The 25730-nt window shown below is 76.1% G+C and carries 23 protein-coding genes and 1 riboswitch; of the genes, 4 read left to right on the plus strand and 19 right to left on the minus strand.

The window, feature by feature from the left end; translation table 11 throughout:
- Positions 1-26 precede the first annotated feature (26 nt).
- Positions 27-146: riboswitch (SAM riboswitch) on the plus strand.
- A gap of 59 nt (positions 147-205) precedes the next feature.
- On the plus strand, positions 206-1363 hold the full coding sequence (locus BLS82_RS09160) for a 5-methyltetrahydropteroyltriglutamate--homocysteine S-methyltransferase (RefSeq protein ID WP_092864312.1): 1158 nt from the start codon (positions 206-208) through the stop codon (positions 1361-1363).
- Between the two features lie 63 nt (positions 1364-1426).
- Here BLS82_RS09160 and BLS82_RS09165 read toward each other — a convergent pair whose 3' ends face one another.
- Entirely contained in the window at positions 1427-2419 is a 993-nt protein-coding gene (locus BLS82_RS09165) for an aldo/keto reductase (protein WP_092864315.1), read from the minus strand.
- A gap of 11 nt (positions 2420-2430) precedes the next feature.
- The gene (gene mmuM / locus BLS82_RS09170; RefSeq protein ID WP_092864319.1) at positions 2431-3363 is read right to left on the minus strand and encodes a homocysteine S-methyltransferase; all 933 of its coding nucleotides are present in this window, start codon (positions 3361-3363) and stop codon (positions 2431-2433) included.
- 351 nt (positions 3364-3714) lie between these two features.
- Here mmuM and BLS82_RS09175 point away from each other — a divergent pair, with 351 nt between their 5' ends.
- Positions 3715-4575, plus strand: coding sequence for a hypothetical protein (locus BLS82_RS09175; protein ID WP_092864322.1), 861 nt, complete (start codon positions 3715-3717; stop codon positions 4573-4575).
- A gap of 363 nt (positions 4576-4938) precedes the next feature.
- Here BLS82_RS09175 and BLS82_RS09185 read toward each other — a convergent pair whose 3' ends face one another.
- Genes BLS82_RS09185 through BLS82_RS09195 form a run of 3 tightly spaced genes read right to left on the minus strand, consistent with a single transcriptional unit; the run spans position 4939 to position 7981 of the window.
- The gene (locus tag BLS82_RS09185; RefSeq protein WP_176819013.1) at positions 4939-5856 is read right to left on the minus strand and encodes a phosphotransferase; all 918 of its coding nucleotides are present in this window, start codon (positions 5854-5856) and stop codon (positions 4939-4941) included.
- On the minus strand, positions 5853-7238 hold the full coding sequence (gene hisS / locus BLS82_RS09190; RefSeq protein WP_092864331.1) for a histidine--tRNA ligase: 1386 nt from the start codon (positions 7236-7238) through the stop codon (positions 5853-5855). Before hisS ends, BLS82_RS09185 begins: the two co-directional genes overlap by 4 nt.
- A gap of 23 nt (positions 7239-7261) precedes the next feature.
- Positions 7262-7981: an MBL fold metallo-hydrolase gene (locus BLS82_RS09195; RefSeq protein WP_092864333.1), complete on the minus strand. Its 720-nt coding sequence runs from the start codon at positions 7979-7981 to the stop codon at positions 7262-7264.
- Between the two features lie 84 nt (positions 7982-8065).
- On the opposite strand from BLS82_RS09195, the gene BLS82_RS09200 reads away from it, so the two are divergent.
- Together BLS82_RS09200 and BLS82_RS09205 are read left to right on the plus strand one after the other, a co-directional pair.
- Positions 8066-8893, plus strand: coding sequence for a peptidylprolyl isomerase (locus BLS82_RS09200; protein ID WP_092864336.1), 828 nt, complete (start codon positions 8066-8068; stop codon positions 8891-8893).
- Positions 8890-10482 carry a DUF349 domain-containing protein gene (locus tag BLS82_RS09205; RefSeq protein WP_255378231.1) on the plus strand — a complete coding sequence of 531 codons (1593 nt, stop codon included), beginning with the start codon at positions 8890-8892 and terminating at the stop codon, positions 10480-10482. Before BLS82_RS09200 ends, BLS82_RS09205 begins: the two co-directional genes overlap by 4 nt.
- Positions 10483-10543: 61 nt before the next feature.
- Here BLS82_RS09205 and BLS82_RS09210 read toward each other — a convergent pair whose 3' ends face one another.
- The 14 genes from BLS82_RS09210 to pdxT all read right to left on the minus strand — a co-directional run bounded on the left by BLS82_RS09210 (position 10544) and on the right by pdxT (position 25676).
- Complete coding sequence (locus tag BLS82_RS09210) at positions 10544-11761, minus strand: cytochrome P450 (protein ID WP_092864339.1); 1218 nt, start codon at positions 11759-11761, stop codon at positions 10544-10546.
- 721 nt (positions 11762-12482) lie between these two features.
- Positions 12483-14873, minus strand: coding sequence for a RelA/SpoT family protein (locus tag BLS82_RS09215; protein WP_092864342.1), 2391 nt, complete (start codon positions 14871-14873; stop codon positions 12483-12485).
- Between the two features lie 225 nt (positions 14874-15098).
- Positions 15099-15866 (minus strand): DUF3618 domain-containing protein, encoded by a 768-nt coding sequence (locus BLS82_RS16610; RefSeq protein ID WP_143028794.1) that lies wholly within the window; start codon positions 15864-15866, stop codon positions 15099-15101.
- Positions 15842-16264, minus strand: a complete 423-nt coding sequence (locus BLS82_RS09225; protein ID WP_092864345.1) for a phage holin family protein — start codon at positions 16262-16264, stop codon at positions 15842-15844. The genes BLS82_RS16610 and BLS82_RS09225 overlap by 25 nt, the downstream gene beginning before the upstream one ends.
- Complete coding sequence (locus tag BLS82_RS09230) at positions 16261-17028, minus strand: hypothetical protein (RefSeq protein ID WP_143028795.1); 768 nt, start codon at positions 17026-17028, stop codon at positions 16261-16263. The genes BLS82_RS09225 and BLS82_RS09230 overlap by 4 nt, the downstream gene beginning before the upstream one ends.
- Positions 17029-17181: 153 nt before the next feature.
- The gene (locus BLS82_RS09235) at positions 17182-17748 is read right to left on the minus strand and encodes an adenine phosphoribosyltransferase (protein ID WP_092864351.1); all 567 of its coding nucleotides are present in this window, start codon (positions 17746-17748) and stop codon (positions 17182-17184) included.
- Positions 17745-18977, minus strand: coding sequence for a protein translocase subunit SecF (secF, locus tag BLS82_RS09240; protein WP_092864354.1), 1233 nt, complete (start codon positions 18975-18977; stop codon positions 17745-17747). Before secF ends, BLS82_RS09235 begins: the two co-directional genes overlap by 4 nt.
- A gap of 2 nt (positions 18978-18979) precedes the next feature.
- A complete protein-coding gene (gene secD, locus BLS82_RS09245; RefSeq protein WP_092864357.1) occupies positions 18980-20950 on the minus strand; it encodes a protein translocase subunit SecD in 1971 nt (656 codons plus the stop codon).
- Between the two features lie 90 nt (positions 20951-21040).
- Positions 21041-21490 carry a preprotein translocase subunit YajC gene (yajC, locus tag BLS82_RS09250; protein WP_092864360.1) on the minus strand — a complete coding sequence of 150 codons (450 nt, stop codon included), beginning with the start codon at positions 21488-21490 and terminating at the stop codon, positions 21041-21043.
- 98 nt (positions 21491-21588) lie between these two features.
- Positions 21589-22743 carry a Holliday junction branch migration DNA helicase RuvB gene (gene ruvB / locus BLS82_RS09255; RefSeq protein WP_092865180.1) on the minus strand — a complete coding sequence of 385 codons (1155 nt, stop codon included), beginning with the start codon at positions 22741-22743 and terminating at the stop codon, positions 21589-21591.
- 55 nt (positions 22744-22798) lie between these two features.
- On the minus strand, positions 22799-23434 hold the full coding sequence (ruvA, locus tag BLS82_RS09260; protein ID WP_092864363.1) for a Holliday junction branch migration protein RuvA: 636 nt from the start codon (positions 23432-23434) through the stop codon (positions 22799-22801).
- A 93-nt stretch (positions 23435-23527) separates the two neighbouring features.
- The gene (gene ruvC, locus BLS82_RS09265) at positions 23528-24142 is read right to left on the minus strand and encodes a crossover junction endodeoxyribonuclease RuvC (protein WP_092864365.1); all 615 of its coding nucleotides are present in this window, start codon (positions 24140-24142) and stop codon (positions 23528-23530) included.
- 90 nt (positions 24143-24232) lie between these two features.
- The gene (locus tag BLS82_RS09270; protein ID WP_092864369.1) at positions 24233-24979 is read right to left on the minus strand and encodes a YebC/PmpR family DNA-binding transcriptional regulator; all 747 of its coding nucleotides are present in this window, start codon (positions 24977-24979) and stop codon (positions 24233-24235) included.
- An 85-nt stretch (positions 24980-25064) separates the two neighbouring features.
- On the minus strand, positions 25065-25676 hold the full coding sequence (gene pdxT / locus BLS82_RS09275; protein ID WP_092864372.1) for a pyridoxal 5'-phosphate synthase glutaminase subunit PdxT: 612 nt from the start codon (positions 25674-25676) through the stop codon (positions 25065-25067).
- Positions 25677-25730 lie beyond the last annotated feature (54 nt).

Below are 25730 nucleotides of genomic sequence, written 5' to 3' on the forward strand. Positions count from 1 at the left end.
AGTGGCCGGCGCTAGCGTCGGTCCCAGGTCACGAGCGCCAGCGCGAACCCCCGGGTGGCTGGCCGGCAACCCTCCTCCGCGGCGGGGTGCCCCGGGTGATGACCGGGGCGCGACCCGGCACCGGCTGGGCGCGTCAAGCGCGGACGACGCCCGTCGGCCGTGTCGTCGACGCCGCCTGCGCGGCGTTCCGCACGAGGAGCACGCCATGAGCACGAGCACCACCGACCGGCTCACCCCCACGACCGTCGCCGGCGCGACCTCGACCGCGCACGTGCCACCGTTCCCGGCCGACCACGTGGGCAGCCTCCTGCGCCCGCCCGCCGTTCGCGAGGCGCGCGCCCGCGCGGCCGCCGGGCGGATCGGCGCCGAGGAGCTGCGCGCCGTCGAGGACGAGGCCGTGCGCGAGGTCGTGCGCCGCCAGGGCGAGGTCGGCCTGCGCGTGGCCACGGACGGGGAGCTGCGCCGCCACTACTGGCACGAGGACTTCGTCTTCTCCCTGGGCGGGATCGAGCCGGACCAGGCGTTCTCGGTCCCCTTCGTCGGCCAGGACGGCCAGCGCATCGACGTCCCCCTGACGTCGGCGCGCGCCAGCGGGCGGGTGCACCTGGCGGAGACCGTCTTCGCCGACCACCTCGCCTTCCTGCAGCGGGCCGTGGCCGAGGCCGGCACCGGCGCGACGCCGAAGCTGACGATCCCCTCGCCCAACCACGTCCACAACGCGTTCGCGCCGCTGCGGTACGAGGACGTCTACGACGACGAGGAGCAGCTGCGCGCCGACGTCGCCGCCGCCTACGCCGAGCAGGTGCGGCGCGTGCACGCCGCCGGGCTGACCTACCTGCAGGTCGACGACGTGAGCCTGACCTTCTTCGGCGACGAGCAGTACCGCGGGCGCGGCGAGGAGCTGCTGGGCGGCTTCATCGCCCAGTTCAACGCCGCCCTGGCCGGGCGCCCCGAGGGCCTGACGGTGGCCACGCACCTGTGCCGCGGCAACTTCCGCTCCGCCTGGGCGCTGTCGGGCGGGTACGACGTGGTCGCCGACGCGCTGTTCAACACCCTCGACGTCGACGGGTACGTCCTCGAGTTCGACGACGCCCGCTCCGGCTCCCTCGACGTGCTGCGCCTCCTGCCGCCCGGCAAGCGCGTCGTCCTCGGGTTCGTCACGACCAAGACGCCGCGGCTGGAGGGCCGCGACGCCCTGCTGCGCCGGATCGAGGAGGCCGCCCGCTACGCGCCGGTCGAGCAGCTGGCGCTCGGCACGCAGTGCGGCTTCTCCTCCACCGAGGAGGGCAACGACCTCACGCAGGAGCAGCAGTGGGCGAAGCTGCGCCAGGTCGTGCAGGTCGCCGAGGAGGTCTGGGGCTGACGCCCCCGGCCGGGTGTGCGGTCCCGCCGCGCGGGGGACGGCGGGACCGCACGCCCTGCCCGCTCACCAGCGGTCGTGCACGTGCTCGCGGACGCTCTGGTCGTAGACGCGCTCCAGCTGCGCGAGGACGTCGGCGCCCAGCGGCGCCAGGTCGGCCGCGGCGGCGTTCGCCCGCGCCTGCCGCGGGTTGCGCGCCCCCGGGATCACGGAGGTCACGCCCGGCTGGTCGAGGATCCACCGCAGGGCCAGCGCGGACGTCGGCACGTCCTGCTCGGCGGCCAGGGCGGCGACCTCCTTCGCCGCGGCCACCCCGACCTCGTAGGGGACGCCGGCGAAGGTCTCGCCCACGTCGAACGCCTCGCCGTGGCGGTTGTAGCTGCGGTGGTCGTCCGCCGCGAAGGTCGTGCCCTCGTCGTACGTGCCCGTCAGCAGCCCGCTCGCCAGCGGCACCCGCGCCAGGATCCCCACCCCGGCCTCCCGCGCCGCCGGGAGCACCCGCTCCAGCGGCTTGCGCCGGAACGCGTTGAGGATGATCTGCACGCTCGCCACCCCGGGCCGGGCGATGGCCGTCAGCGCCTCCTCGACGGTCTCCACCGAGACCCCGTAGGCGGCGACCGCGCCGTCGGCGACCAGCTGGTCGAGGGCGTCGAAGACGGCGTCCGCGCCGTAGACGGGCGTGGGCGGGCAGTGCAGCTGCACCAGGTCCAGGGTCTGCGCGCCGAGGTTGCGCCGGCTGCGGTCGACCCACGCGCGCAGGTTCTGCGCCGTGTACTGCTCGGGCACGTGCGGGTCGGCGCGGCGCCCGGCCTTCGTGGCGACGAACGGGCGGTCCGCCTCCGGCAGGTCGCGCAGGAACCGCGCGATCAGCTGCTCGCTGCGGCCGTCGCCGTACACGTCCGCGGTGTCCAGCAGGGTGACCCCCGCCTCCACCGCGGCGTGCAGGGTGGCCAGGGCGTCGTCCTCGGAGACCTCGCCCCAGTCACCCCCCAGCTGCCAGCAGCCCAGTCCGACGACGCTGACGGCGCGGCCCGTGCGGCCGAGGGTCCTCTGCTCCACGCCCAGCGACCCTACGCCGGAGCCACCCGGGCGGCGATCCCAGCGACCTGGTCCGGGCCGACGCGGCAGCACCCGCCCACCAGCCGCGCGTCGTGGGCGACCCAGGTGTCCACGCCGTCCGCCACGGGCGCCGCCGCACCGCGCCAGCGCCGCGCCCGCGCGTCCCAGACCTCCCCGCTGTTGGGGTAGACCACGGCCGGCAGGTCGCACGCCGCGACCGCGACCGGCACCAGCGCGGCGGCGTCCTGCGGCTCGCAGCAGTTGACCCCGACCGCGAGGACCCCGGGCACCCCGCGCGCCAGCGCGAACGCGTCGGCCGCCGCCTCCCCCGCCCGGGTGCGACCGCCGGCGCACGTCAGCGACAGCCACGCCGCGGGGCCGCTGCTGCTCGCGCCCTCGAGGTCGGCCAGCTCCGCGAGCAGCGCCTCGGCCTCCGCCGCGCCGGGCACCGTCTCCAAGGCCAGGACGTCGGCGCCCGCCGCCGCGAGCACCTGCAGGCGCCGCCGGTGCCACGCGCGCAGCTGCCGCACCGACAGCGCGGTGTCGCCGCGGTACTCCGAGCCGTCCCCGCGCGCCGCGCCCCAGGGGCCGACCGACGCCGCGACCCACCGCGGCCGCTCGTCCCCGCTGGCCCCGGCGTGCTCCGCGACGGCCCGGCGCGCGAGCTCGACGCTGCGGCGCAGCAGGACGTCGACCTCCTCCGGCCCGACCCCGACCGCCGCGAGCCCGTCGTAGGAGACCTGGTAGGAGCTGGTGATGAGCACCTCCGCGCCCGCGGCGAGGAAGTCGCGGTGCGCGGCGACGACGGCCTCCGGGTCCTCCAGGAGCAGCCGCGCGGACCACAGGTGCGAGGACAGGTCGTGCCCGTGCGCCTCCAGCTGCGTGCCCAGGCCCCCGTCGAGGACGAGCGGGCGGTGCGCCACGGCCGCGGCGAGCGTCTGCACCGGCCCACTGTACGGACGGCGCGCATGCTGTTACGTCACGTAGGTGGCGCGGTACAGCGAGTAGTCCGGACGTCGCGGAACCGTTCGCTTCGGTTGATCCGCCGGGCCAGGTTCGCTGGAACGATGCGGATCAGCCACGCCGCCGACTGTTGGGATCGGGCCCCGGCACATCTCACTGATTCGTCATTGATATTTTTACCTACGCTGTGGTAACAGCGATGGGCTCGATCGACCATCGACCTGTGCCTCTTATGAGGTGACGGCTCTGCATCCACGAACCGCTTGACGCCGCGAGATCCCGGTGGAAGGGTCCACTCACGGCAACGTGGCCGTTCGACGAGGGGAATCCCGGTGAAGGACTTCATCCGTAAGGGTGTTCTAGCAACGTCCTTGATGGCGATGGTGGCATCCGGCGTGGCCTTGGCCCCCGGGGCCGCCGCTGAGCCCGACGACACAACGCTCAAGCAGATCGAGAAGGCGACAGCGGTCGCGGAGAAGAAGTTTCCGATCAAGTCGGTCGACACCGATGTCACGGTCGAGACGGATCACGCAGAGGCGTCCGCTCGCATCACAGCCCCTGCGGGCGCAGCGGTCAGTCTCGCCGCCGGTGACCCGGCTGACTCTGTGGTCGTGGAGCATCCCGACGGGGCGCAGGTGATCAGTCTCCTGCGCTCCGGCGAGTCACGCGCCACGTTCGACCTGGATCTTCCTCCCGGTACGACGCTGTCCAGGTCGGGGCAGGGCTTCGAGGTGGTCGTGGACGAGGACATCGTGGTGGGCCAGGTGCAAGCACCATGGGCCATCGATGCCAACGGAAGAGCGTTGACGACCAGTTTCGCCTACGACGGTGACAAGCTGGTGCAGTCCGTGGACACCGCGGGGGCCGCCTTCCCGATCACCGTCGACCCGCGAATTTCCATCGGCATCTATATCTACGTGCGGTACTCTCGTGCTGAGGTGCGCACCCAGGCCGGCCAAAACACAGTCACATTCGTAGGATCGCTGGCAGCGGCAACATGCGGCCGACTGCTCAACTGGTTCCTCGCAGGAGCGTGCGCAGGGGCCATCGGGGCGGTCGGGAACTCGCTGAACAACGCCTTCTCTGCCGCGAAGGCGGAGAACAAGTGCATGGAGATCAGGTTCAGCCATCCGATTCCTGTCGTCGCAGGATGGCGGCGTTACAGCACGAGCCCGACCTGCCACAGCTCCTGACGGGAAGTGAGACCATGTTGAGCAGCTACGGGCGCTCGCCCTGGAAGGCCGACGTCACTGGGACCCTTGCGGCACTGATCGTCCTGATCATCATACGTCCACCCCTGGTCACAGCTGTCGTCGCCATGGTGGGGGTGATCGTGATGCTGGGTCTGATCCATGCGTGGAGCTGGTGGAGGCAGCACGAACAGACGCGGGCCGAACCAGTCGACTTCCACAGTTGACCACCTGCCGTGGGGGCCCTTGCCGTACTGGTGCGAGGGCCCCCTCGGCATCACCACGGGGCACGGGAGCGACCTGGAACCTCGCAGGCGCTTCGACGCGCCGTCAGGCACAGCCTCTCCAACCGTCCCTCGGCGACTCTCAGGCCCGCGGCGACCCGCTCCTGGCCGAGGCCCACGCCGCGACGCTCGCGAGGGCGTCCGGCCGGTCCCCCTCGCGCACCGACGCGTAAAGCACCCACCAGCACTGCACCTGCCACCAGCGCAGGGCATTGAGCGCCGCGAGCAGGTCGGCGTCCGGCGCCGTCCCGGTCGCCGCCGCGTACGCGCGCACGGCCGCCGCGCCGTCGTGGCGCTGGCTGCGGCCCATCACCGCGAGGTCCCACTCGACGGGCCCGGCGAGGGTGTCCTCGAGGTCGCACCACAGGGCCGCTCCCCCCACCAGCAGCAGGTTGCGCGGGTGCGGGTCCCCGTGCAGCGCGCGACGGCCCGGGGTCGCGACGTCCACCTGCGACGCCGTCTCCGCGGCGTCGCGCGCGCCCTCCAGCAGCGCGCCCAGCAGCGGTGGGGGCAGCCAGCCGCCCGCGACCTCCAGGCACCGGGCGGCGTCGCCCACGGACTCCTCGAGCCCAGGCAGCTCCTGCCCGAAGCCGGCCAGCGCGTCGTGCAGGGCGGCGAGGGCCGCCGCGACCGCCTCGGGGGCGTCGAAGGGGTGCCCGCTGCCGTCGGCGGGCACGGCTAGGTGCGGCCACAGGGACATCGCCCAGCCGTCGTGCTCGTGCGGGCCGGCGTCGACGACCTGCGTGGGCGGGACGACGGCGGCCCCGCGCTCGGCGAGCCACCCGGCGAGGAGCACCTCGCGCGCGAGGGCCTCCGCGGGGCGGGGGCGGGCGCGCGCCGTCATGAGGGCGACGCGTGCGACCACCGGCGAGGGCGACAGGTGCACGACCGCGTTGGCGCCCTGGTGCAGGAGCACCGCCTCGCCGTCCGGCAGGCCGAGCCGGCGCCCGACGGCGGCGGCCGCGTCGACGGCAGCGGCGACGGCAGCGGCCGCGCTCACCAGCTCGTCGCGACGGCGGGCCGCAGGTCCTGCTCGGGCGGGCTCCACGTGGCGGGGTCGGCGGGCACCTGCTCGCCCGAGCGGATGTCCTTGACCTCGTGGTCGCCGTCCTCGCCGGGGAACCACACGAAGGGGATGGAGCGCCGGTCCGCGTAGCGGATCTGCCGGCCGAGCTTGGCCGCGCTCGGGGAGACCTCGGTCGCGACCCCGCGGGCGCGCAGGGCCGCCGCCACGGCGTCCGAGGCGGCGCGCCGGGCCTCGTCGACGACGGCCACGACGACCGCGGTGGGCGTCGGGCGGCTGGCGGTGAGCGCGCCGCGGGCCAGCAGCGGGGCCAGGGCGCGCGTGACGCCGAGGGAGATGCCGACGCCGGGGTAGGTGTGCCGCCCGTCGGAGGCGAGGGCGTCGTAGCGGCCGCCGGAGCAGATGGAGCCGAGGGACTCGTAGCCGCTCATGCGGGTCTCGTAGACCGTGCCGGTGTAGTAGTCGAGTCCGCGGGCGACCGAGAGGTCGGCGACGACGCGCACGCGGTCGCTGCGCAGGTCCGCGGTGCCCTCCAGGACGGCGACGAGCTCCGCGACACCCTCCTCGAGCAGCGGGTGGCGCACCCCGAGGCCGGCGACGCGGTCGGCGACCGAGGCGTCCTCCGCGGTGGTCGAGGCGAGGTCCAGGCACGCGGCGGCCTGCTGCTCGGACAGCCCGGCCTCGCGCAGCTGCGCGGCCACGCCGTCGCGCCCGACCTTCTCCAGCTTGTCCACGGCCCGCATCACGGCCGCGACGGCACCGGCGCCGCCGTCCTCCTCCGCGCCGGGGCCCTCGCCCACGCCCAGGCCGCGGTAGAAGCCCTCGATGAGCTTGCGGTTGTTCACCTGCAGCCGCACGGGCGGCAGCGGCAGGCGGGCGAGGGCGGCGGCCATCACGCGCGCCATCTCCGCGTCGTGGTGGGGCGCGAGCACGTCCTGCCCGACGACGTCGATGTCGGCCTGCACGAACTCCCGGTAGCGGCCCTCCTGCGGCCGCTCCCCGCGCCAGACCTTCTGCACCTGGTAGCGGCGGAAGGGGAACGCCAGGTGGCCCGCGTTCTCCACCACGTAGCGCGCGAACGGCACGGTGAGGTCGAAGTGCAGCGCCAGGGCGTCCTCGTCGCCAGCACCGGCCGGGCCCTGGTCGGGGTCGGCGTGCAGGCGCCGGACGACGTAGACCTCCTTGTCGATCTCGCCCTTGCGCAGCAGCACCGACAGCGGCTCGACGGCCCGGGTCTCCACCGACGCGAACCCGTGCAGCTCGAACGTGGCGCGCAGGGAGTCCAGCACGTGCTGCTCGACGACCCGCTGGGCGGGCAGCAGCTCGGGGAAGCCGGACAGGGGCGCGGGACGGGGCATCGAGCGGGTCTCCAGGTCGTTCGTCAGGACAGCTGGCGCAGGTACGGGTTGGCGCTGCGCTCCTGCGCGATGGTGGTCGCGCCGCCGTGCCCGGGCAGCACGAGCCGGTCGTCCGGCATCGGCAGGACGACGTCGCGCAGCGAGCGCTGCATCGCCCCCGGGTCGCCCCCGGGCAGGTCGGTGCGCCCGATGCTGCCGGCGAACAGCACGTCCCCGCTGAGCACGGTCGACGTCAGCGCGGCGCGCTGCCCCGGGCCCGCGGCGCCGGAGACCTCCTCGGGCACGTCGTCGAGGACGAAGACGGCCGAGCCCTCGGTGTGCCCGGGCGCGTGCAGCACCTCCAGGCCCAGGCCCGCCAGCTCCAGGTGCTGGCGGTCGGCGAGGGTGCGCACGTCGTCCGGCTCGCTCCAGCGCGCGGCGTCGCCGAAGCGCGCCTGCAGCATCGCCCGCAGCTGCGGGCCCAGCCCGGCGAGGGGGTCGCCGAGGCGGTGCGCGTCGTCGGCGTGCACGAGGGCGGGCACGCCGCGCGCGCCGCACACGGGCGCGACGGACCACACGTGGTCGGCGTGGCCGTGGGTCAGCAGCACGGCGGCCGGGCGCAGGCGGTGCTCGGCCAGCACCGCGTCGAGCCGGTCGACGACGTCGAAGCCGGGGTCGACGACGAGGCACTCCTCGCCCGCGGCGGGAGCGAGGACCCAGCAGTTCGTGCCCACGACGGAGTCCGGGATCCCGCTGACCAGCACCCCGGGAGCCTAGCCGTGCCTGCCCCGCAGGCGGCGCCCGTATGCTGGCGCGCGCTCCACGGGGGGAGCCGAGGAGGAGGACGGGTGTCGCCGAGCAAGCGCGAGCGCGAGTACGCGCGACGCCGCCACGCCGAGTGGCAGCAGCGCCAGGACACCCGCGAGGTGCAGCGCTCCCGCCGGCGCTCGATCGCCCGCCTGGTCGGTGCCGCCGTCCTCGTCGTGGCCCTGTTCGCGGCCGCCGTCGCCATCGGCACCGGCGGCTCCGGAGACCCGGCGACGAGCGCCGCCGGCGCCTCGCAGGCCGCGGCGTCCAGCGCCCCGCCGGTCGACGCGTGCCCGGCGCCGACGTCCGCGCCGCCGGCGGAGCCGGTGCAGCTCGACGCCGCGCCCGACCCCTCGGCGGCGCAGGGGCGCACCTGGACGGCGACGATCGCGACCTCCTGCGGGGACGTCGTCGCCGAGCTCGACGGCGCCGCCGCCCCCGCCGCCGTCGCCTCGTTCGTCACCCTCGCCCAGCAGGACTTCTTCGCCGGCACGCCGTGCCACCGCCTCACCACCCAGGGCATCTCCGTGCTGCAGTGCGGCGACCCCACGGGCACGGGCACCGGCGGCCCCGGCTACACCTTCGGGCCGGTCGAGAACGCCCCCGCGGACGACGTCTACCCGGCCGGGACGCTGGCGATGGCCCGCCGCGGCGGGGACGCGCAGAGCATGGGCAGCCAGTTCTTCGTCGTCTACGAGGACTCCGCCATCCCCAGCGACGCCGCGGGCGGCTACACGGTCTTCGGTCGCGTGACCAGCGGCCTCGACGTCGTCGAGCGGGTGGCCGCCGCCGGCGACGACGGCAGCAACGGCCCGGGTGACGGCGCCCCCACGACCCCGATCAGCATCGAGCAGGTGACCGTCCAGTGAGCGAGCAGCCGACCACCCCCCGAGCCGAGCAGGAGCCGGAGGCCCCTGCCGAGGCCGCTGCCGAGATCCCTGCCGAGCTCTCCGCCGAGGCCCTGGCCGAGGTCGCCGAGGTCGCTGCTCCCGCCGAGCCGGCCACCCCCGCCGAGGTGCCCGTCGAGCCGGAGGTCCCGACCGAGGCCCCGAGCGAGCCGGCCTCCGCGGCCGCGGCGCCCGCTCCGCGCCCGGCGCCGCGGCCGCGTCCCGTGCCGCGCCCGCTGCCCAGGCCCGCTCCCGCGCGTCCCGCGCCAGAGGGCGCGGCGGCCCCGGCGCAGGCGCCCGTCGCCGTGCGCGCCGCGAGCGACCCCACCCCGTGGGGGCGCGTCGCCGAGGACGGCACGGTCTTCGTGCGCACCGGCGAGGGCGAGCGCGCCGTGGGCTCCTTCCCCGGCGCGAGCGCGCAGGAGGCCCTGGCGCACTTCGGGCGCCGCTACGACGACCTCGTCGCGCAGGTCGACCTCGTCGAGCAGCGCCTGGCCGCCACGGACGTCTCCCCCGCCGACGCGGTCGGCACCCTGCGGGGCCTGCGGGCCGGTCTGGCCGACGCGGCCGCCGTCGGGGACCTCGACGGGCTCGCCCAGCGCACCCGCGACCTCGAGCAGGTCGCCGCCCAACGGCGGGCCGAGGCGGACGCCGCCCGCGAGGCCGCCCGGGAGGCCGCGCGGGCCCAGCGCAGCGGCATCGTCGAGGAGGCCGAGCGGATCGCCGCGACGGACCCCGCGAAGATGCAGTGGCGCCCCAGCGGCGACCGGCTGCGCCAGCTGCTGGAGGCGTGGAAGGAGCAGCAGCGCTCCGGCGCACGCCTGGACCGGCGCAGCGAGGAGGAGCTGTGGAAGCGGTTCAGCGCCGCCCGCACGGCCTTCGACCGCGCTCGCCGTGCCTGGTTCTCCTCCCTGGAGGACGCCAACTCCGCCGCGCGCGCCGCCAAGGAGGCGCTCGTGGCCGAGGCCGAGGCACTGTCGACGTCCACCGACTGGGGGTCGACGTCGACGGCCTACCGGCGCCTGATGGACCGCTGGCGCGCCGCCGGGCGCGCCTCCCGCAAGGACGACGACGCGCTGTGGGCCCGCTTCCGGGCCGCGCAGGACGCCTTCTTCAGCGCCCGCAACGCCGCCCAGGCCGAGGGCGACGCGGAGCAGGGAGAGAACCTCAAGGCCAAGGAGGCGCTGCTCGCCGAGGCCGAGGCCCTGCTGCCCGTGCAGGACCCCCGCGCCGCGCGCGCCGCGCTGCGCGAGATCCAGGAGCGCTGGGAGGCGGCCGGGAAGGTGCCGCGGGCGGACCTCGGCCGCGTCGAGCGGCGCATGCGCGCCGTGGAGCAGGCGGTGGCCGACGCCGACCGCGAGCGGTGGCAGCGCTCCAACCCCGAGACCCGCGCCCGCGCGCAGGGCGCCGTCGAGCAGCTCGAGCGCGTCGTGGCCGACCTCGAGCGGGACGTCGCCGACGCCCGCACCCGCGGGGACGCTCGCGCCGAGCAGCAGGCCACGGCCTCCCTGGAGGCCCGCCGCCAGTGGCTCGAGGCGGCGCGGCGCACCGCGCAGGAGTTCTCCGGCTGACCTCGCTGACCCGGCCGGCCCGGCCGGCCCGGCCGGCCCGGGGGTCGCGGGTGGGTCCGGCTCAGGCGGTCGCGCGCTCGGCGACGAGCCGCACCCCGCTGCGCGGCCGGGTGGGCATGACCGACAGGTCGACCGTGAGGTCCTGCTCGGGCAGCGCGTGCGGCGTGCGGGCCAGCACCCGCACGGCGGCCGAGAGCACCGCCACCGTCGCGCCCTCGCCGGGGCACCGGTGCCCGGTCGCGACGTCCCCGCCGCCCTGCGGCACGAGCGCGTCCGGGTCCACGCGCCCGGTGAGGAAGCGCTCGGGGTCGAAGCGGTCGGGGTCGGGCCAGTGCGCGGGGTCGTGGTCGGTGCCGTGCACGTCGAGGACCACGTAGCCGCCGCGGGGCACGCGCACGCCGAGCACGTCCTGGGCGTGGCGGGCGCGGGCAGCCAGGGCGGGCACGAACGGGTAGCGGCGCCGCACCTCCTGAGCGAACGCCTCCAGCGCCGCCTCGTCGCCGTCCGCGATGCGCCGGCGCCACTGCGGGTGCTCGTGCAGCGCCACGGCGGCGAAGGCGACGAACCAGGAGACGGCCACCGTGGGGCGCAGGACGTTGAGCAGCTCCACGCCGGCGGTGCGCGCCGGCAGCAGGCGGCCGCGCCGGTCGCGCCCCGAGGCCAGCTCGTGCAGGGCGGTGCCCGGCGGCGGCGCCAGGCGGCCGCGCCGGGTGCGCCGCACCAGGCCGGCCGCCCAGCGGTCCAGGAGCCACCGCTGCACGGCGGCGCGGGGGAACGCCGGCCCCGGCTTGCCGAAGCCGTCGACCACGGTGGCCATCTGCCGGGCGCGGCGCTCGAGCTGGCGGGGCGCGAGCGGCACCCCCGCCCACGGTACGACGGAGCGGGCGATGACGTGCACGGCCTCGTCGAAGAGGACGACACCGCCGCGCTCGGCCCAGCCGCGGGCGGCGGAGGACCACTCCCGCTCGGCGCGCCGGCCCAGCCGCGCCACCGGCTCGGGTGCGAGCACCCGCAGCAGCAGCGCCTTGCGGTGGTGGTGCTCGGCGTCGTCGAGGCCGTGGACGGCGTCCGGGCCGAACAGGACGAGCTTGAGCGGCAGCGGGACCGCGCGGCGCCGCCGCAGGGACCCGTCGTAGAAGCGCCGCACGCCCTCCGCGCCGCCGACCACGGCGGCCGACCGCCCGAAGACCCGCGCCGGGACGGCGACCCGCCCCGCGCGCAGCCTCCCGGCCCACGGGTAGCCCTGGCGCAGCAGTCCCAGCGTGCGGTCCGTCCTCATGACCGGCTCCTACCCCCGCTCGCGCGGGACCACACGAGCGGCCGTCCACAGCCGGGCCGCGGCGACGGGCCCGGGCGGCGGCGTGCAGCATCCTGGGCGGGTGGTCACCCCCTCGCTGCGCTGGCTGCTCGTGCGCGAGCCCGCGCGCACCGCCACGGACCCGTTCGTCACCGGCCGCGACGCCCCGCGGGCGGTTCTCGACGCCATGGTGGCGGAGGGGCTGCTGGTCCCGGTCGCGGGCGGCGTGCTGCTGCCCGCCGACCTCGCCGACGTGCCGGCCGCCCGGGCGGCGGCGCTGGCGCACGTGGTGCCCGCCGGCGGGGTGGTGACCTCCGCGGCGGCGCTGTGGGTGCACGGCCTGCTGGAGCGCTGCCCGGTCGTCGACGTCCTGCTGCCGCCGGGCGCCGTCGGCGGCTCGCGCCTCGTGCGGCCGGGCGCCCGGCTGCGCGGGGCGCTCATCGCCCCGGAGGAGGTGGCGCGGCACGGCGCCCTCGCCGTCGCGGTGCTGGCGCGCGCCGCCGCGGACGCCGCCCGGTGGGCCCCGGAGGGCCGGGCGGTGGGCCTGGTGGTGCGCGCCCTGCGCGCCGGGTGCTCCCCCGACGCCGTGCTGGCGGCCCTGGACCGGCCCTCGCGCGCTCCCGGCACGCGCCGCGGGCGCCAGGTGCTCGCCGCGGCGCGGGCCCTGGCCGCCGCCCCGGTGCCGTGCGCGGTGCCGGGGCGCTCAGCCCTGCCGGCTCCCCGTCAGCCGGTAGACGTCGAAGACGCCGTCGACGCGGCGCACCACCGCGAGGACGTGGTCGAGGTGGGTGGGGTCGGCCATCTCGAAGGAGAAGCGGGAGACCGCGACGCGGTCGCGTGAGGTGTGCACGGTCGCCGAGAGGATGTTGACGTGGCTGTCCGACAGCACGCGCGTGATGTCGGAGAGCAGCCGGGAGCGGTCGAGGGCCTCCACCTGGATCTGCACGAGGAAGACGCTCGCCGACCTCGGGTCCCACTCCACCTCGACGATGCGGTCCGGCTGCGCGCGCAGCCCCGCCACGTTGCCGCAGTCCTGCCGGTGCACCGAAACGCCCTGCCCGCGCGTGACGAAGCCGATGATGGCGTCCCCGGGCACGGGCGTGCAGCAGCGCGCGAGCTTGGCCCACACGTCGTCCGCGCCCTTGACCACGACCCCGGGGTCGCCGGTGCGCGGACGGCGCATCGTGCGGGTGGGCAGGGTGGCCTCGGCCAGGTCCTCCTGGGCGCCCTCCTCCCCGCCGAGGGCGCTGACGAGCCGCTCGACGACGGACTGCGCCGAGACGTGGTTCTCCCCCACCGCCGCGTACAGCGCGGAGACGTCGGCGTAGCGCATCTCCGCGGCCAGCCCGACGAGCGCCTCGTGGGACATCAGCCGCTGGATCGGCAGGTGCTGCTTGCGCATCGCCCGGGCGATGGCGTCCTTGCCCTGCTCGATGGCCTCCTCGCGGCGCTCCTTGGAGAACCACTGGCGGATCTTGTTGCGGGCCCGCGGGCTCTTGACGAACGTCAGCCAGTCGCGGCTGGGGCCGGCGCCCTCGACCTTGGAGGTGAAGATCTCCACGACGTCGCCGTTGTCGAGGGCGGACTCCAGCGGCACCAGGCGGCCGTTGACCCGGGCGCCCATCGTGCGGTGGCCGACCTCGGTGTGCACCGCGTAGGCGAAGTCCACGGGCGTGGCGCCCGCGGGCAGGCCGATCACCTCGCCCTTGGGCGTGAAGACGAAGACCTCCTGCGCGTTGATCTCGAAGCGCAGGCTGTCGAGGAACTCGCCCGGGTCCTGGGTCTCCTGCTGCCAGTCGACGAGCTGGCGCAGCCAGGACATGTCCCCCAGGGAGCCGTCGCCGCTGCCGCGCACGGCGGCGTCCTTGTACTTCCAGTGCGCCGCGACGCCGTACTCCGCGCGCCGGTGCATCGCGTGGGTGCGGATCTGGATCTCCACGGGCTTGCCCTCGGGCCCGATCACCGTCGTGTGCAGCGACTGGTACATGTTGAACTTGGGCATCGCGATGTAGTCCTTGAACCGGCCGGGCACCGGGTTCCAGCGCGCGTGCAGCGCGCCCAGGACGGCGTAGCAGTCGCGGACCGTGTCGACGAGGACCCGCAGGCCCACGAGGTCGTAGATGTCCGTGAAGTCGTGGCCGCGCACGATCATCTTCTGGTACACGGAGTAGTAGTGCTTCGGCCGGCCCGTGACCACCGCCTTGATCTTGGCGGCGCGCAGGTCGTTGGTCACCTGGTCGCGCACCGTCGCCAGGTACTCCTCGCGCGCGGGCGCGCGCTCGGCCACGAGGCGCACGACCTCCTCGTGCATGCGCGGGTAGAGGGTGGCGAAGGAGAGGTCTTCCAGCTCCCACTTGATCGTGTTCATGCCGAGGCGGTGGGCCAGCGGCGCGTAGATCTCGAGGGTCTCGCGGGCCTTGCGCTCCGCGGAGGCGGCGGGCACGAACTTCCACGTGCGGGCGTTGTGCAGCCGGTCCGCCAGCTTGATCACCAGGACCCGGATGTCCTTGGCCATGGCGACGACCATCTTGCGCACGGTCTCCGCCTGCGCGGCGTCCCCGTAGGTGACCTTGTCGAGCTTCGTCACCCCGTCGACGAGCATGGCGACCTCGTCGCCGAACTCGCGCCGGATGTCCTCCAGCGCGTAGCCGGTGTCCTCGACGGTGTCGTGCAGCAGCGCGGCCGCGAGCGTCGGCGGCGTCATGCCCAGCTCGGCCAGGATCGTGGCCACCGCGACCGGGTGGGTGATGTACGGGTCGCCGCTCTTGCGGCGCTGGCCCCGGTGGGCGCGCTCGGCGACGACGTAGGCCCGCTCGATCAGGGACGCGTCGGCCTTGGGGTGGTTGGAGCGCACGGAGCTGATCAGCGGCTCGATGGCGGCCGACGACGTGCTCTGGCGGGTCCCCAGGCGCGCGAGGCGGCGGCGGATGCTCGTGCCCGGCGCCTCGCCGGCGGCCGGGGAGGCAGGGGGCTGGGGGGCGGCGTCGGGACGGGCTTCGGGACGGGCCTCGGAGCGGGCTCCGGGAACGGTCTCGGGAGCGGGGGCGACACCGGTGGCGGCGCCGGGCGCACCGGTGGCTGTCTCGTCGCTCATGCCGACCTCCCAGCTCCGGCTCCCGCCCGGGCCCGGAGCACCCAGTCTACGGCGGGCCGGCCGGCCGCCGGGGCGGCCGCGCGGAGGATCGGCGAGAGGACCAGCGCGCAGGACCAGCGCGCAGGACCGGCGAGGAGGACCGGGGCGGGAGTGGGACCGCAGGAGGGGACGGCGCCACGTGGCGCCGTCCCCTCCTGCGGTGCGGCCGCTGGTGCGGCCGGTGCGTCAGCGCCGGTTGCCGCCGCCGGACCTGCCGGAGCCACCCGAGCCACCGGGACCGCCGGAGCGGCCGGGCCCGCCGGAGCGGGCCTGGTCGGCCACCGCGGAGCTGGAGGACCGGGCCTGGTCGGCCACGGTGCCCGCGGACGAGCGGCCCTCCTCCGCCACGGTCTGCGCCGAGGAGCGACCCTGCTCGGTCACGTTCTGGGCGGCCTCCTGGGCGGTGGCCCTGACCTGCTGGGCGGCCTCGGTGGCCTGCTCCTTCAGCTGGGAGCCGACCTGCTGGCCCACCTGCTTGGCCTGCTCGGCCAGGGGCTGGGCGTGCTCCTTGGCCGCGTCGACGGCGCGGGCGGCCAGGCGCTCCTCCTTCTCCGTGGTCGGGATGAGGGAGGAGACGAGCCAGCCCACGCCGAAGGCGAGGAGGCCGGCGACCAGGGGGTTGCCCTCCGCCTTGCGGCGCACCGTGGTGGCGGCGTCGCTGGCGGTCTCGGCGACGGTCTGCCCCGCACCGGAGACGGTGCCGGCGACGGACTGGCCCGTGCCGGAGGCGCTGTCCCCGACCGAGTGCAGACTGTGGCGCACCGTGTCGGCGGCCTCCGAGGCCGTGCCCATGACGCGGTCGCGCACGCTGGCGACGGCGTTCTTCGCGCCCTGCGTCTTGCGCTGCACCACGCGGGAGGGGCTGACCTTGTCGGTCAGCTCGTCGACGTCGCGGGACAGGTTGCGGCGGGTGTCCTCGATCTCGTGCGTCAGGCGCTGCGCGTCTTCAGCCATTCCGCGTCCTCCTTCAGGGTCTTGGCGGTCAGGTCGAGCTTCGGGTCGACCCGCTTCAGCTCCTTGCGGCCCCGGGAGGCCAGCACGGCGGCGGCGATGCCCCACAGCGCGGTCACGATCAGCGCCGCGAGCACGATGGGCATCAGGTAGTCCAGGGCGAAGATGAGCACCCAGGAGAGGAAGAGGAGGGTGAACCAACCGGCCAGGCCAGCGCCGGCGAGCATGCCCACGCCCTTGCCGGCCTTGCCGGCCTCCTCCTTCAGCTCCGTCTTGGCCAGGGCGATCTCCTGGCGCACGAGGGTGCTCAGGCCGCCGGCGATGTCACCGACGATCTCCCCGATGCTGCGGGTGGGGGCCTCCTCGTGGGTCCTCAGGGGCTGCGCAGCGGGGTGGCTCACCGCAGACCGCCCGTCGTCGGCGGGAGGACGTCGCCACCGGGGGCGTAGCCGCCGGTGGCGGGGGTGATGGGCGCCGTGGTGGACGCACCGGGAGCGCCGTGGCCGCCCTGGCCCGCGTACCTCCCCGCAGCGGAGGTCGGCGCGCCGTAGCCGGTGCCGACCGGGTAGGTCGTCCGGCCCTGGACGCCGCGCGCGTCGGTGTCGGGCTTGTGGGCCTCGCGGGTGGCCCGCGTCAGGCGGCCGGCGACCAGGCCCGCGGCGGCGGCACCCAGCAGGAAGGCGCCGGGGCGGCGTCGGGCCGTGCGGCGCAGCTGGTCGAGCAGCTCGGCCGGCTCGCGGTCCTGCAGGGAGCTGCCCACCGTGCGGGTGCGCGTGGCGACCTGGCGGACCAGGTCCGTCGCCGGCCCCTGGCGGGTGCTGCTGTCCGCCATCTCCTGCAGCTCGTCGCCGAGGTCGCGCAGCAGGCCGACGAGGCGGTCGCGCTGCGTGCGGGACTGGTCGCTGACCTGGCTGCTCAGCTCGCCGAGCAGGTTGCGCGCCTGCGCCTTCGCCTCGCCGGCGACGTGGGACGCCTCCTCCTTGGCGGTGCCGGCCACAGAGCGGGCCTGGTCGGCGGCGGTGCCCGCGACCGACCGCGCCTGGTCGGCGGCGGTGCTCGCGGTCTGGCGGGCCTGGTCCTTGGCCGCCCCGGCGGTGCCGGAGCCGGAGCCGGAACCTCCGGCCGCCCCGCCCCCGCCCACCGGGTGCGATGCAGATGTCGTCATGGGTGTACCTCCGTCTCGGGTGCGGCCGTGTCCTACCCGAGATGGGGGCGATCCATGCAGGCGATGATCGACGGCGCGCGCGTGCGCGACGGCCGTGGCCCGGACGGACCCCTCCGCCCTCCGCTGCGTCAGATCGAGCTACCTAGCGTGACACTACGCCCTGTGCTGCAGCACCGCCACGACGTCTCGCCCCGCCAGGGCCCGGCGGCCCCCGAGGCCGGCGAGCTCGACGAGGAAGCGCAGCCCGACCACCCGGCCGCCCAGCTGCTCCACGAGGCCGGCCGCCGCCTCCGCCGTCCCGCCCGTGGCGAGGACGTCGTCGACCACGAGGACCCGCTGACCGGGCCGCACGGCGTCCTCGTGCACCTGCAGCTCCGCCTCGCCGTACTCCAGGGCGTAGCGGCGGGACGCGGTGCGCCGGGGCAGCTTGCCGGCCTTGCGCACCGGCACGAACCCCGCCCCCAGGGCCAGGGCCAGGGGCGTGCCGAGCAGGAACCCGCGGGCCTCGACGCCGGCGACGACGTCCACGCCGCCGGGCGGGACCGTCCCCGCGAGCGCCTCGACGGTGGCCGCCAGCGCCGACGCGTCGGCCAGCAGCGGGGTGATGTCGGCGAAGCGGACGCCGGGCCGCGGGAAGTCGGGCACCTCCCGCAGGTGGCGCCGCAGCACCTCGACGTCGACGGGGACGCCGTCGCCGGCGCGGGCGGCGGGCGCCGTCACCGGCGCCGTCCTCCGGGCCGGCGCACGGGCTGGCTGCGCTGCCCGCCCGAGGAGCGGCGCAGCACCGGGCCGGCGCCGTCCGCATCCACCCCGCCGCCCGCGACGCCGTCCGCGACGCCGTCCTCGACGCCGTCCTCGGGGCCGTCCACGCGCTCGAGCACGGCGGTCGCCGCGCGCGAGGGCGTGCTGCCCGACGCCGCCGCACCGGCCGGGGCACCCGCCTGGCGGCCCGCGCGGGGGCGGCGCTGGCCGCCGGAGGCGCGCAGCTCGCGCACGCGCCGGGCGTGCTCGGCGATGCGCGGCTCGCGCTCCATCAGCTGCGCGAACAGCGGCGGGGCCAGGAAGATCGAGGAGTAGGCGCCGGCGAGGATGCCGACGAACAGCGACAGGGCGATGTCGCGCAGCGTGCCCGCTCCGAGGACGAAGGCGCCGATGAACAGGATCGAGGCGATCGGCAGCAGCGCCACGACCGAGGTGTTGATGGAGCGCACCAAGGTCTGGTTGACGGCGAGGTTGACGGCCTCGGCGTAGGTGCGGCGGGTGCCGGTGAGGACGTGCTGGGTGTTCTCGCGCACCTTGTCGAAGACGACGACGGTGTCGTAGAGGGAGTAGCCGAGGATCGTCAGGAAGCCGACCACGGTGGCGGGGGTGACCTCGAAGCCGCTGAGGGAGTACACGCCCGCGGTCAGCACCACGTCGTGCACGAGGGCGACCATGGCGGTCACGGCCATCTTCCAGGTGCGGAAGTAGACCGCCAGCACCGCGCCGGCGAGGAGCAGGAAGATGACCAGGCCCCGGACCGCCTTGTCCGTGACGTCCTGGCCCCACGTGGGCCCCACGAACGAGGAGGTGACCGCCGACGGCTCCACGCCGTAGGCCTGCGCGAGGGCGGTGGAGACCTCCTCGGTCTCGTCGGCGTCGAGGCGCTCGGTCTGGATGCGCACCGCGTCGTCGCCGATGGACGACGTGCGGGGCGGCTCGGCCTCCGGGACGACGGACACGACGGCGTCGGTGCCGGGCGCGCCGTCCGTGGTGCTCACGCCGCTGACCCGGAACTCCGAGCCGCCGCGGAACTCGATGCCCGGGTTCAGGCCCCGGGTCAGCAGCAGCACCACCGACGCCAGCACGAGCACCGCGGCGACGGCGTACCAGCGCCTGCGCGTGCCGACGAAGTCGAAGGAGCGCTTGCCGGTGTAGAGGTCGTTGCCGAAGGCGGCGAAGTCGGGCACGGTCAGCGCTCCTGGGACGGGCGGGCCGGGTGGGCCCCGGCGGTGGCGTGCTCGGCTGCGCTGCGCCCGGGCCGGCCGTCGACCTGCGGGTCGGGCTGACCGTCCTCGTGCGGCGCTCCTCGCGCGGCCCGCTCGGCGGCGCGGCGCTCGGCGATGGTCTGGCGGGCCCCGCGCTCGGCGGGGGTGCGCACCCGGCCGCGGCCGGCGTAGGCGACGGTGCGCCCGAGGTGCTCGGCGTCGAAGCCGGAGAGGCGGTGGCCGCCCCCGAAGAACTTCGTGCGCGCCAGCAGCGCGACCACCGGGTGCGTGAAGAGCAGGACGACGAGCAGGTCGATGAGCGTGGTCAGGCCGAGGGTGAACGCGAAGCCGCGCACGCCGCCGACGGCGAGGACGTACAGCACGGCCGCCGCGAGGAAGTTGACGGCGTCGGAGATGATGATCGTCCGGCGCGCCCGCGCCCAGCCGGTCTCGACCGCGGCGACGAGGGAGCGGCCCTCGCGCACCTCGTCGCGCACCCGCTCGAAGAAGACGATGAACGAGTCGGCGGTGATGCCGATCGAGACGATGAAGCCGGCGACGCCCGCGAGGCTGAGCCGGTAGCCCTGGTACCAGCTGAGCAGGGTGATCGCGGTGTAGCTCAGGCCCGCGGCCACGACCAGGCTCGCGACGGTGACCAGCCCGAGCGCGCGGTACTGCGCCAGGGAGTACACGACGACCAGCACGAGGCCGATCAGGCCGGCGAGGATGCCGCGCTGCAGCTGCTCGGAGCCGAGCACCGCGGAGATCTGCTCCTCCGTCTGCACCGTGAAGGAGATCGGCAGGGCGCCGAACTGCAGCTGGTTGGCCAGCGTGGTCGCGCTCTCCTGCGTGAAGCCGCCGCTGATCTGCGCCTGGCCGCCGGGGATGGGGCTGTCCACCGACGGGCTGGTGATGACGACCCCGTCGAGGACGACGGCGAAGCGGTCGCGCGGCGGCTCCAGCGTCGACAGGCGGCTCGTGGCGTCGAGGAAGGCGTCGCCGCCCTCCTCGCTGAGGTCGAGCTGGACGATCCAGTTGTTCGTCGTCGCGCCCTGGGCGGTGGTCTCCAGGCCCGCGCTGGCGGTGTCGATGTCGGTGCCCTCGACCTCGACGGGGCCGAGGACGTACTTGGCCGCGCCGTCGTCGCTGCAGGTGACGATCGGCCGGGTCGGGTCGTCCTCGAGGCTCGTGCCGATGGCGGTGGGGTCGGAGCAGTCGAGGGCGTCGAGCTGGGTCAGCACCTCCGGGGTCACCCACGCCAGGTCGCTGGGGTCGGCGGGCGCGGCGGGGGCCGCGGGGGCCGCCGGGTCGGCGGGAGCCTCAGCAGCGGGAATCTCAGCCGCCGGAGTCTCGGCCGCCGGGGTCTCGGCCGCCGGGGTCTCGGCGCCGGTGCCCAGCAGCGCCTGCGGCAGCGCGCTGTTCGCCGTCTCCTCGGCTGCCGTCTCCTCCGCCGGGGCGGTCTGGGCCGGCGCGCTCTCGGCGGGCGGCTCGACCGCCGGCGTCTCGGGGACCTCGGGCGCCGCCTCCTCGGCCGCCGGGTCCGGCGCCGCGTCGGCCGGCTGCTCGACGATCACCGGCCGGAAGCGCATCTGCGCGGCCTGGGCGACCAGCGCCCGGGCCTCGGCCTGCTCGGCCGGGTCTCCGGGCAGGCTCACGACGATGTTGCGCCCGCCCTCGCTGGTGACCTCGGCCTCGGCGACGCCGGAGGAGTCCACGCGCTGGCGGATGATCGCGATGGCGTCGGCGATGGTCTGGTCGGTGATCTCGCCCTCGCCGGCGGTCACCTCCGGGGTGAGCACGATCTGCGTGCCCCCGGCGAGGTCGAGCGCCAGGCCCGGCGTCCACTCGGCGTCGGAGAACTGCACGGCGGCCGCCAGGCCACCGGTCGTCGCCGCCACCAGGGCGGCGAACCAGGCGAGCGTCCGGCGGGCGCGGGACGCGGAGGATCGGGCCAACGAGGTCTCTTCCGTTGCGGGGTGCGGTGCGCGGTGCTGCCGCCGCGCGGTGCGGTGCCGGACGGCGGTGCGGGACTGCGGGCGAGCGCGTCAGCGCCCGGTGCGTCCCGGGCCGTCCGCGTCGCCGAGGGGGGTGGCGCCCGGGGCGTCGGCGGTGGTGCCGGGAACCGCAGCGCCGGGGACGGCGGTGCCGGTCGGCCCCGCGGTGGTGCCGGTCCGCGGGCCCGTCGGGTCCCCGACGGCCGCGCCGTCCGCGACAGCTGCGTCGTCCCCGACGGCTGCGGCGTCCGCGACGACGGCGTCCACCCGGCGGGCGACCGCCTGGCGGGCCCAGGTGGTGCGCACGCCTGGGGCGACCTCGAGCTCGACGGTGGTGTCGTGGACGGCCGCGATCCGCGCGTGCAGCCCGGCGGTGGTCATGACCTCCTGGCCCGGGGCCAGGCTCGCCTGCAGGTCGGCCAGCTGGCGCTGCTGCTTGCGGCCGCGGCTCATGATGAAGAAGAGCAGCAGCAGCGGGAGGAGGAGGATCAGGAGGTCCATGCGGGAAGCACGTCCTTCCGCGGGTGCTCGTGGCGCCCCGCGTCGACGGGATCGCCGGTCCACCGGGCCGGACCGGACGCACTCGAACTCTACCCGCGTCAGGCGCCGCTCCCGGCGTTCCCGCCCAGATCCTCCTCCGCCCCGGGGCCGGCCGCGGTGCTCGAGCGGCCCGTCAGGTCCAGGCCCAGCTGGCCCGCGCGGCCTGCGGCCAGCGGCGGCTCCAGGCCGAGGTGGCGCCAGCCCGCCTCGGTGGCCACGCGCCCGCGCGGCGTGCGCCCGAGCATGCCCTCGCGCACCAGGAAGGGCTCGACGACGGTCTCGACGGTCTCCGGCTCCTCCCCCACGGCGACGGCGAGGGTCGACAGACCCACCGGACCGCCCCCGAAGGTGCGGCACAGGGAGCGCAGCACCGCGCGGTCGAGGCGGTCGAGGCCGAGAGGGTCGACCTCGTAGACCTCCAGCGCAGCGCGCGCGGCCGCCTGGTCGACGGTGCCGTCGCCGCGCACCTGCGCCCAGTCGCGCACGCGCCGCAGGAGGCGGTTGGCGATGCGCGGCGTGCCGCGCGAGCGCCGGGCGATCTCGATGGCGCCCTCGGTGGTCAGCGGCACGCCCATCATCACCGCGGAGCGGTGCAGCACCCGCTGCAGCTCCCCGGCCGAGTAGAAGTCCAGGTGGGCGGTGAAGCCGAAGCGGTCGCGCAGCGGCGCGGGCAGCAGGCCGGCGCGGGTGGTGGCCCCGACCAGGGTGAACGGCGGCAGGTCGAGCGGGATCGCCGTCGCGCCCGGGCCCTTGCCGACGACGACGTCGACGCGGAAGTCCTCCATCGCGACGTAGAGCAGCTCCTCGGCGGGGCGCGCGACGCGGTGCACCTCGTCGACGAAGAGGACGTCGCCCTCCTCCAGCGAGGTCAGCACCGCGGCGAGGTCGCCGGCGTGCTGGATCGCCGGGCCGCTGGTCAGCCGCAGGGTGCTGCCCATCTCCGCCGCGATGATCATGGACAGGGTGGTCTTGCCGAGCCCCGGGGGCCCGGAGAGCAGCACGTGGTCCGGCGGCCGCCGGCGGGCGCGGGCGGCCTCGAGGACGAGGGAGAGCTGCTCGCGCACGACGGCCTGGCCCACGAAGTCGTCGAGGCGCTTGGGCCGCAGCGCGCTCTCGGCCGCCCGCTCGGCGGCGTCGGCGCCGGTGCCGACCAGCCGGTCCGCCGGCTCCGCCGCGAGCGCGCCCAGGGCCTCGTCGTCCGGGGAGAGGTCCACCGACCCGTCCAGCTCCCGCTCTCGACCCGGCTGCGGGACCTCGTGCGCCGCCACGTCAGTGCCTCCCCAGGTGCCGCAGGGCCGCCCGCAGCAGGGCGGGCAGGTCGAGGGAGGCGGCGCCGTCCGCGCCGGCGGCGCCGTCGGTCGAGCTCACCGCCGCGACGGCGTCCTCCGCCTGCTTGGCGTTCCAGCCCAGGCCCACGAGGGCCTCGACGACGGGCGAGGGCGCGCGCGGCGCCTCCGTGCGCTGGGCCGGCGGCGCGAGGGCGCCGGCGGGCACGGGCGTGCTGGGCGGGCCGAGCCTGTCCCCCAGCTCCAGGACGATGCGCTGGGCGCCCTTGCGCCCGATGCCCGGCACGCGGGTCAGCGCCGTCAGGTCCTCCGCGGCGACGGCGCGGCGCAGCTCCTCCGGCGGGTGCACCGCGAGCGCGGCCAGCGCCAGGCGCGGCCCGACGCCGGAGACGGTCTGCAGCGTCTCGAACACCTCCCGCTCGTCGGCGTCGACGAAGCCGAAGAGGGTCAGGGAGTCCTCCCGCACCACCAGGCTCGTGGCGAGCTCGGCCTCGGCGCCCGTGCGCAGCCCCGCGAGCGTGGTGGGGGTGGCCTGCACGAAGAGGCCGACGCCGCCGACCTCGACGACGGCGCCGTCCAAGCGCACCGCGAGGACCCTGCCCCGCACCGACGCGATCACCGGCGTCCCCCTCTCGCTGCGCGCTCCCGCGATGGACCGGCCCCGACGCTACCGACCGCTGCCGACAGTACCGAACGGGTGTACGAGGAGCGGTCAGGCGCGGCCGCGGCGCGCCGCCCGCGCGGCGAGGAGGATGGGCGAGCGGTCGGCCGCCCGCGACGCCTCGGAGGCCGCGCGGGCCCACGCGCTCTGCGCCGCGGTCGGGGCGCCGGGGCGCGCGCCGACGGCCCCGGGCGAGGGCGCGCGCCACAGGTGGCACACGGCCAGGGCGAGGGCGTCCGCGGCGTCGGCCGGGCGCGGGCGCTCGTCGAGCCCGAGGATGCGGGTGACCATCGCGGTCACCTGCTCCTTGCCGGCGCGCCCCTCCCCGGTGACGGCCTTCTTCACCTCGCTGGGGGTGTGCAAGGCGACCGGCAGGCCCGCGCGGGCCGCCACGAGCATCGCGACGCCGGAGACCTGGGCGGTGCCCATCACGGTGCTGACGTTGGACTGGGCGAAGACCCGCTCGACGGCGACGACGTCCGGGCGGTGCCGCTCGACCCACTCGGTCAGGGCGTCGCCGACGGCGAGCAGCCGCTGCTCGAGGGCGTCCTCGACCGGCGTGCGCACGACGCCCACGGCGACCAGGCCCGCCCGGCGCCCGGTCAGGCCGTCGACGACGCCGAGGCCGCACCGGGTCAGGCCGGGGTCGATGCCGAGCACGCGCACGCCCCCAGCGTGCCACCGCTGCGGCCCGACGGGGCGCAGAGCGCGCGATACGGGGCGCAGAGCGCGCGATCGCGCCCCGCGCGGCGCGCCTCAGGCGTCGGCCAGCACCTCATCGGGCACCTCGAGGTTGGTGTAGACGTTCTGCACGTCGTCCAGGTCCTCCAGGGCGTCGACGAGCCTGAGCACCCTGCTCGCCCCCTCGGCGTCCAGCTCGACCTGGGTGGAGGGCACGAAGGAGACCTCGGCGGAGTCGTACTCGATGCCGGCGTCCTGCAGCGCGGTGCGCACGGCGACGAGGTCGCTCGGCTCGCAGACGACCTCGAACGCGTCGCCGAGGCCGTCGACCTCCTCCGCGCCGGCGTCGAGGACGGCCGCGAGGACGTCGTCCTCGGTGGTGCCGGCGGCGGGCACGAGCACGAGGCCCCTGCGGCTGAAGAGGTAGGAGACGCTGCCGGGGTCGGCCATGGTGCCGCCGTTGCGGGTGACCGCGACGCGCACGTCGGAGGCGGCGCGGTTGCGGTTGTCGGTCAGGCACTCGACGAGGACCGCGACGCCGTGGGGCCCGTACCCCTCGTACATGATCGTCTGGTAGTCGGCGCCGCCGGTCTCCGCGCCCGAGCCGCGCTTGACGGCGCGGTCGATGTTGTCGTTCGGGACGGAGGACTTCTTCGCCTTCTGGATGGCGTCGTAGAGGGTGGGGTTGCCCGCCGGGTCGCCGCCGCCGGTGCGCGCCGCGACCTCGATGTTCTTGATGAGCTTGGCGAACATCGAGCTGCGCTTGGCGTCGACGACGGCCTTCTTGTGCTTGGTGGTGGCCCACTTGGAATGGCCGGACATGCCAGTCCCCCTCGAGGTCGGATCGCGGTCGAGCCTACCGCCGCACCCGGCGGCGGCTCCTGGTCGGACGGAGCCGGGACGGGCCTCAGGAGGAGCGCACGAGGTCCACGAACAGGCGGTGCACCCGCAGGTCGCCGGTGATCTCCGGATGGAAGGAGGTGGCCACGAGCGGGCCCTGGCGCACCGCCACGACGCTGCCCGCCGCCGGCCCGGCGGCCACCCGCGCCAGCACCTGCACACCCTCCCCGGCCCGCTCCACCCACGGCGCGCGGATGAAGACGGCGCGCACGGGCCCGTCGTCCAGGCCGGTGAACGGCAGGTCCTCCTCGAAGGACTCCACCTGCCGGCCGAAGGCGTTGCGGCGCACGAGGACGTCGAGGCCGCCGAAGGTGCGCTGGCCCTCGATCCCGTCGGCCAGCCGGTCGGCCAGCATGATCATCCCCGCGCAGGAGCCGTACACCGGCATGCCGGCCGCGATGCGCTCGCGCACGGGCTCGTGCAGCCCGACCGCGCGCGCCAGCTTGTCCATCGTCGTCGACTCCCCGCCCGGGACGACGAGGGCGTCGACGGCGGCCAGCTCCTGCGGGCGCCGCACCCGCACCGCGCGCGCCCCGGCCTCGGTGAGGGCGTGCAGGTGCTCGCCGACGTCCCCCTGCAGGGCCAGGACGCCGACCACGGGCGCGGAGGCGGTGCTCACGCCAGGCCCAGCGCCACCGCCGGGCGCCGGATTCCCCGGTGCGGCGGCAGGATG

Source organism: Quadrisphaera sp. DSM 44207, from assembly GCF_900101335.1.
Taxonomy (GTDB): Bacteria; Actinomycetota; Actinomycetes; order Actinomycetales; family Quadrisphaeraceae; genus DSM-44207.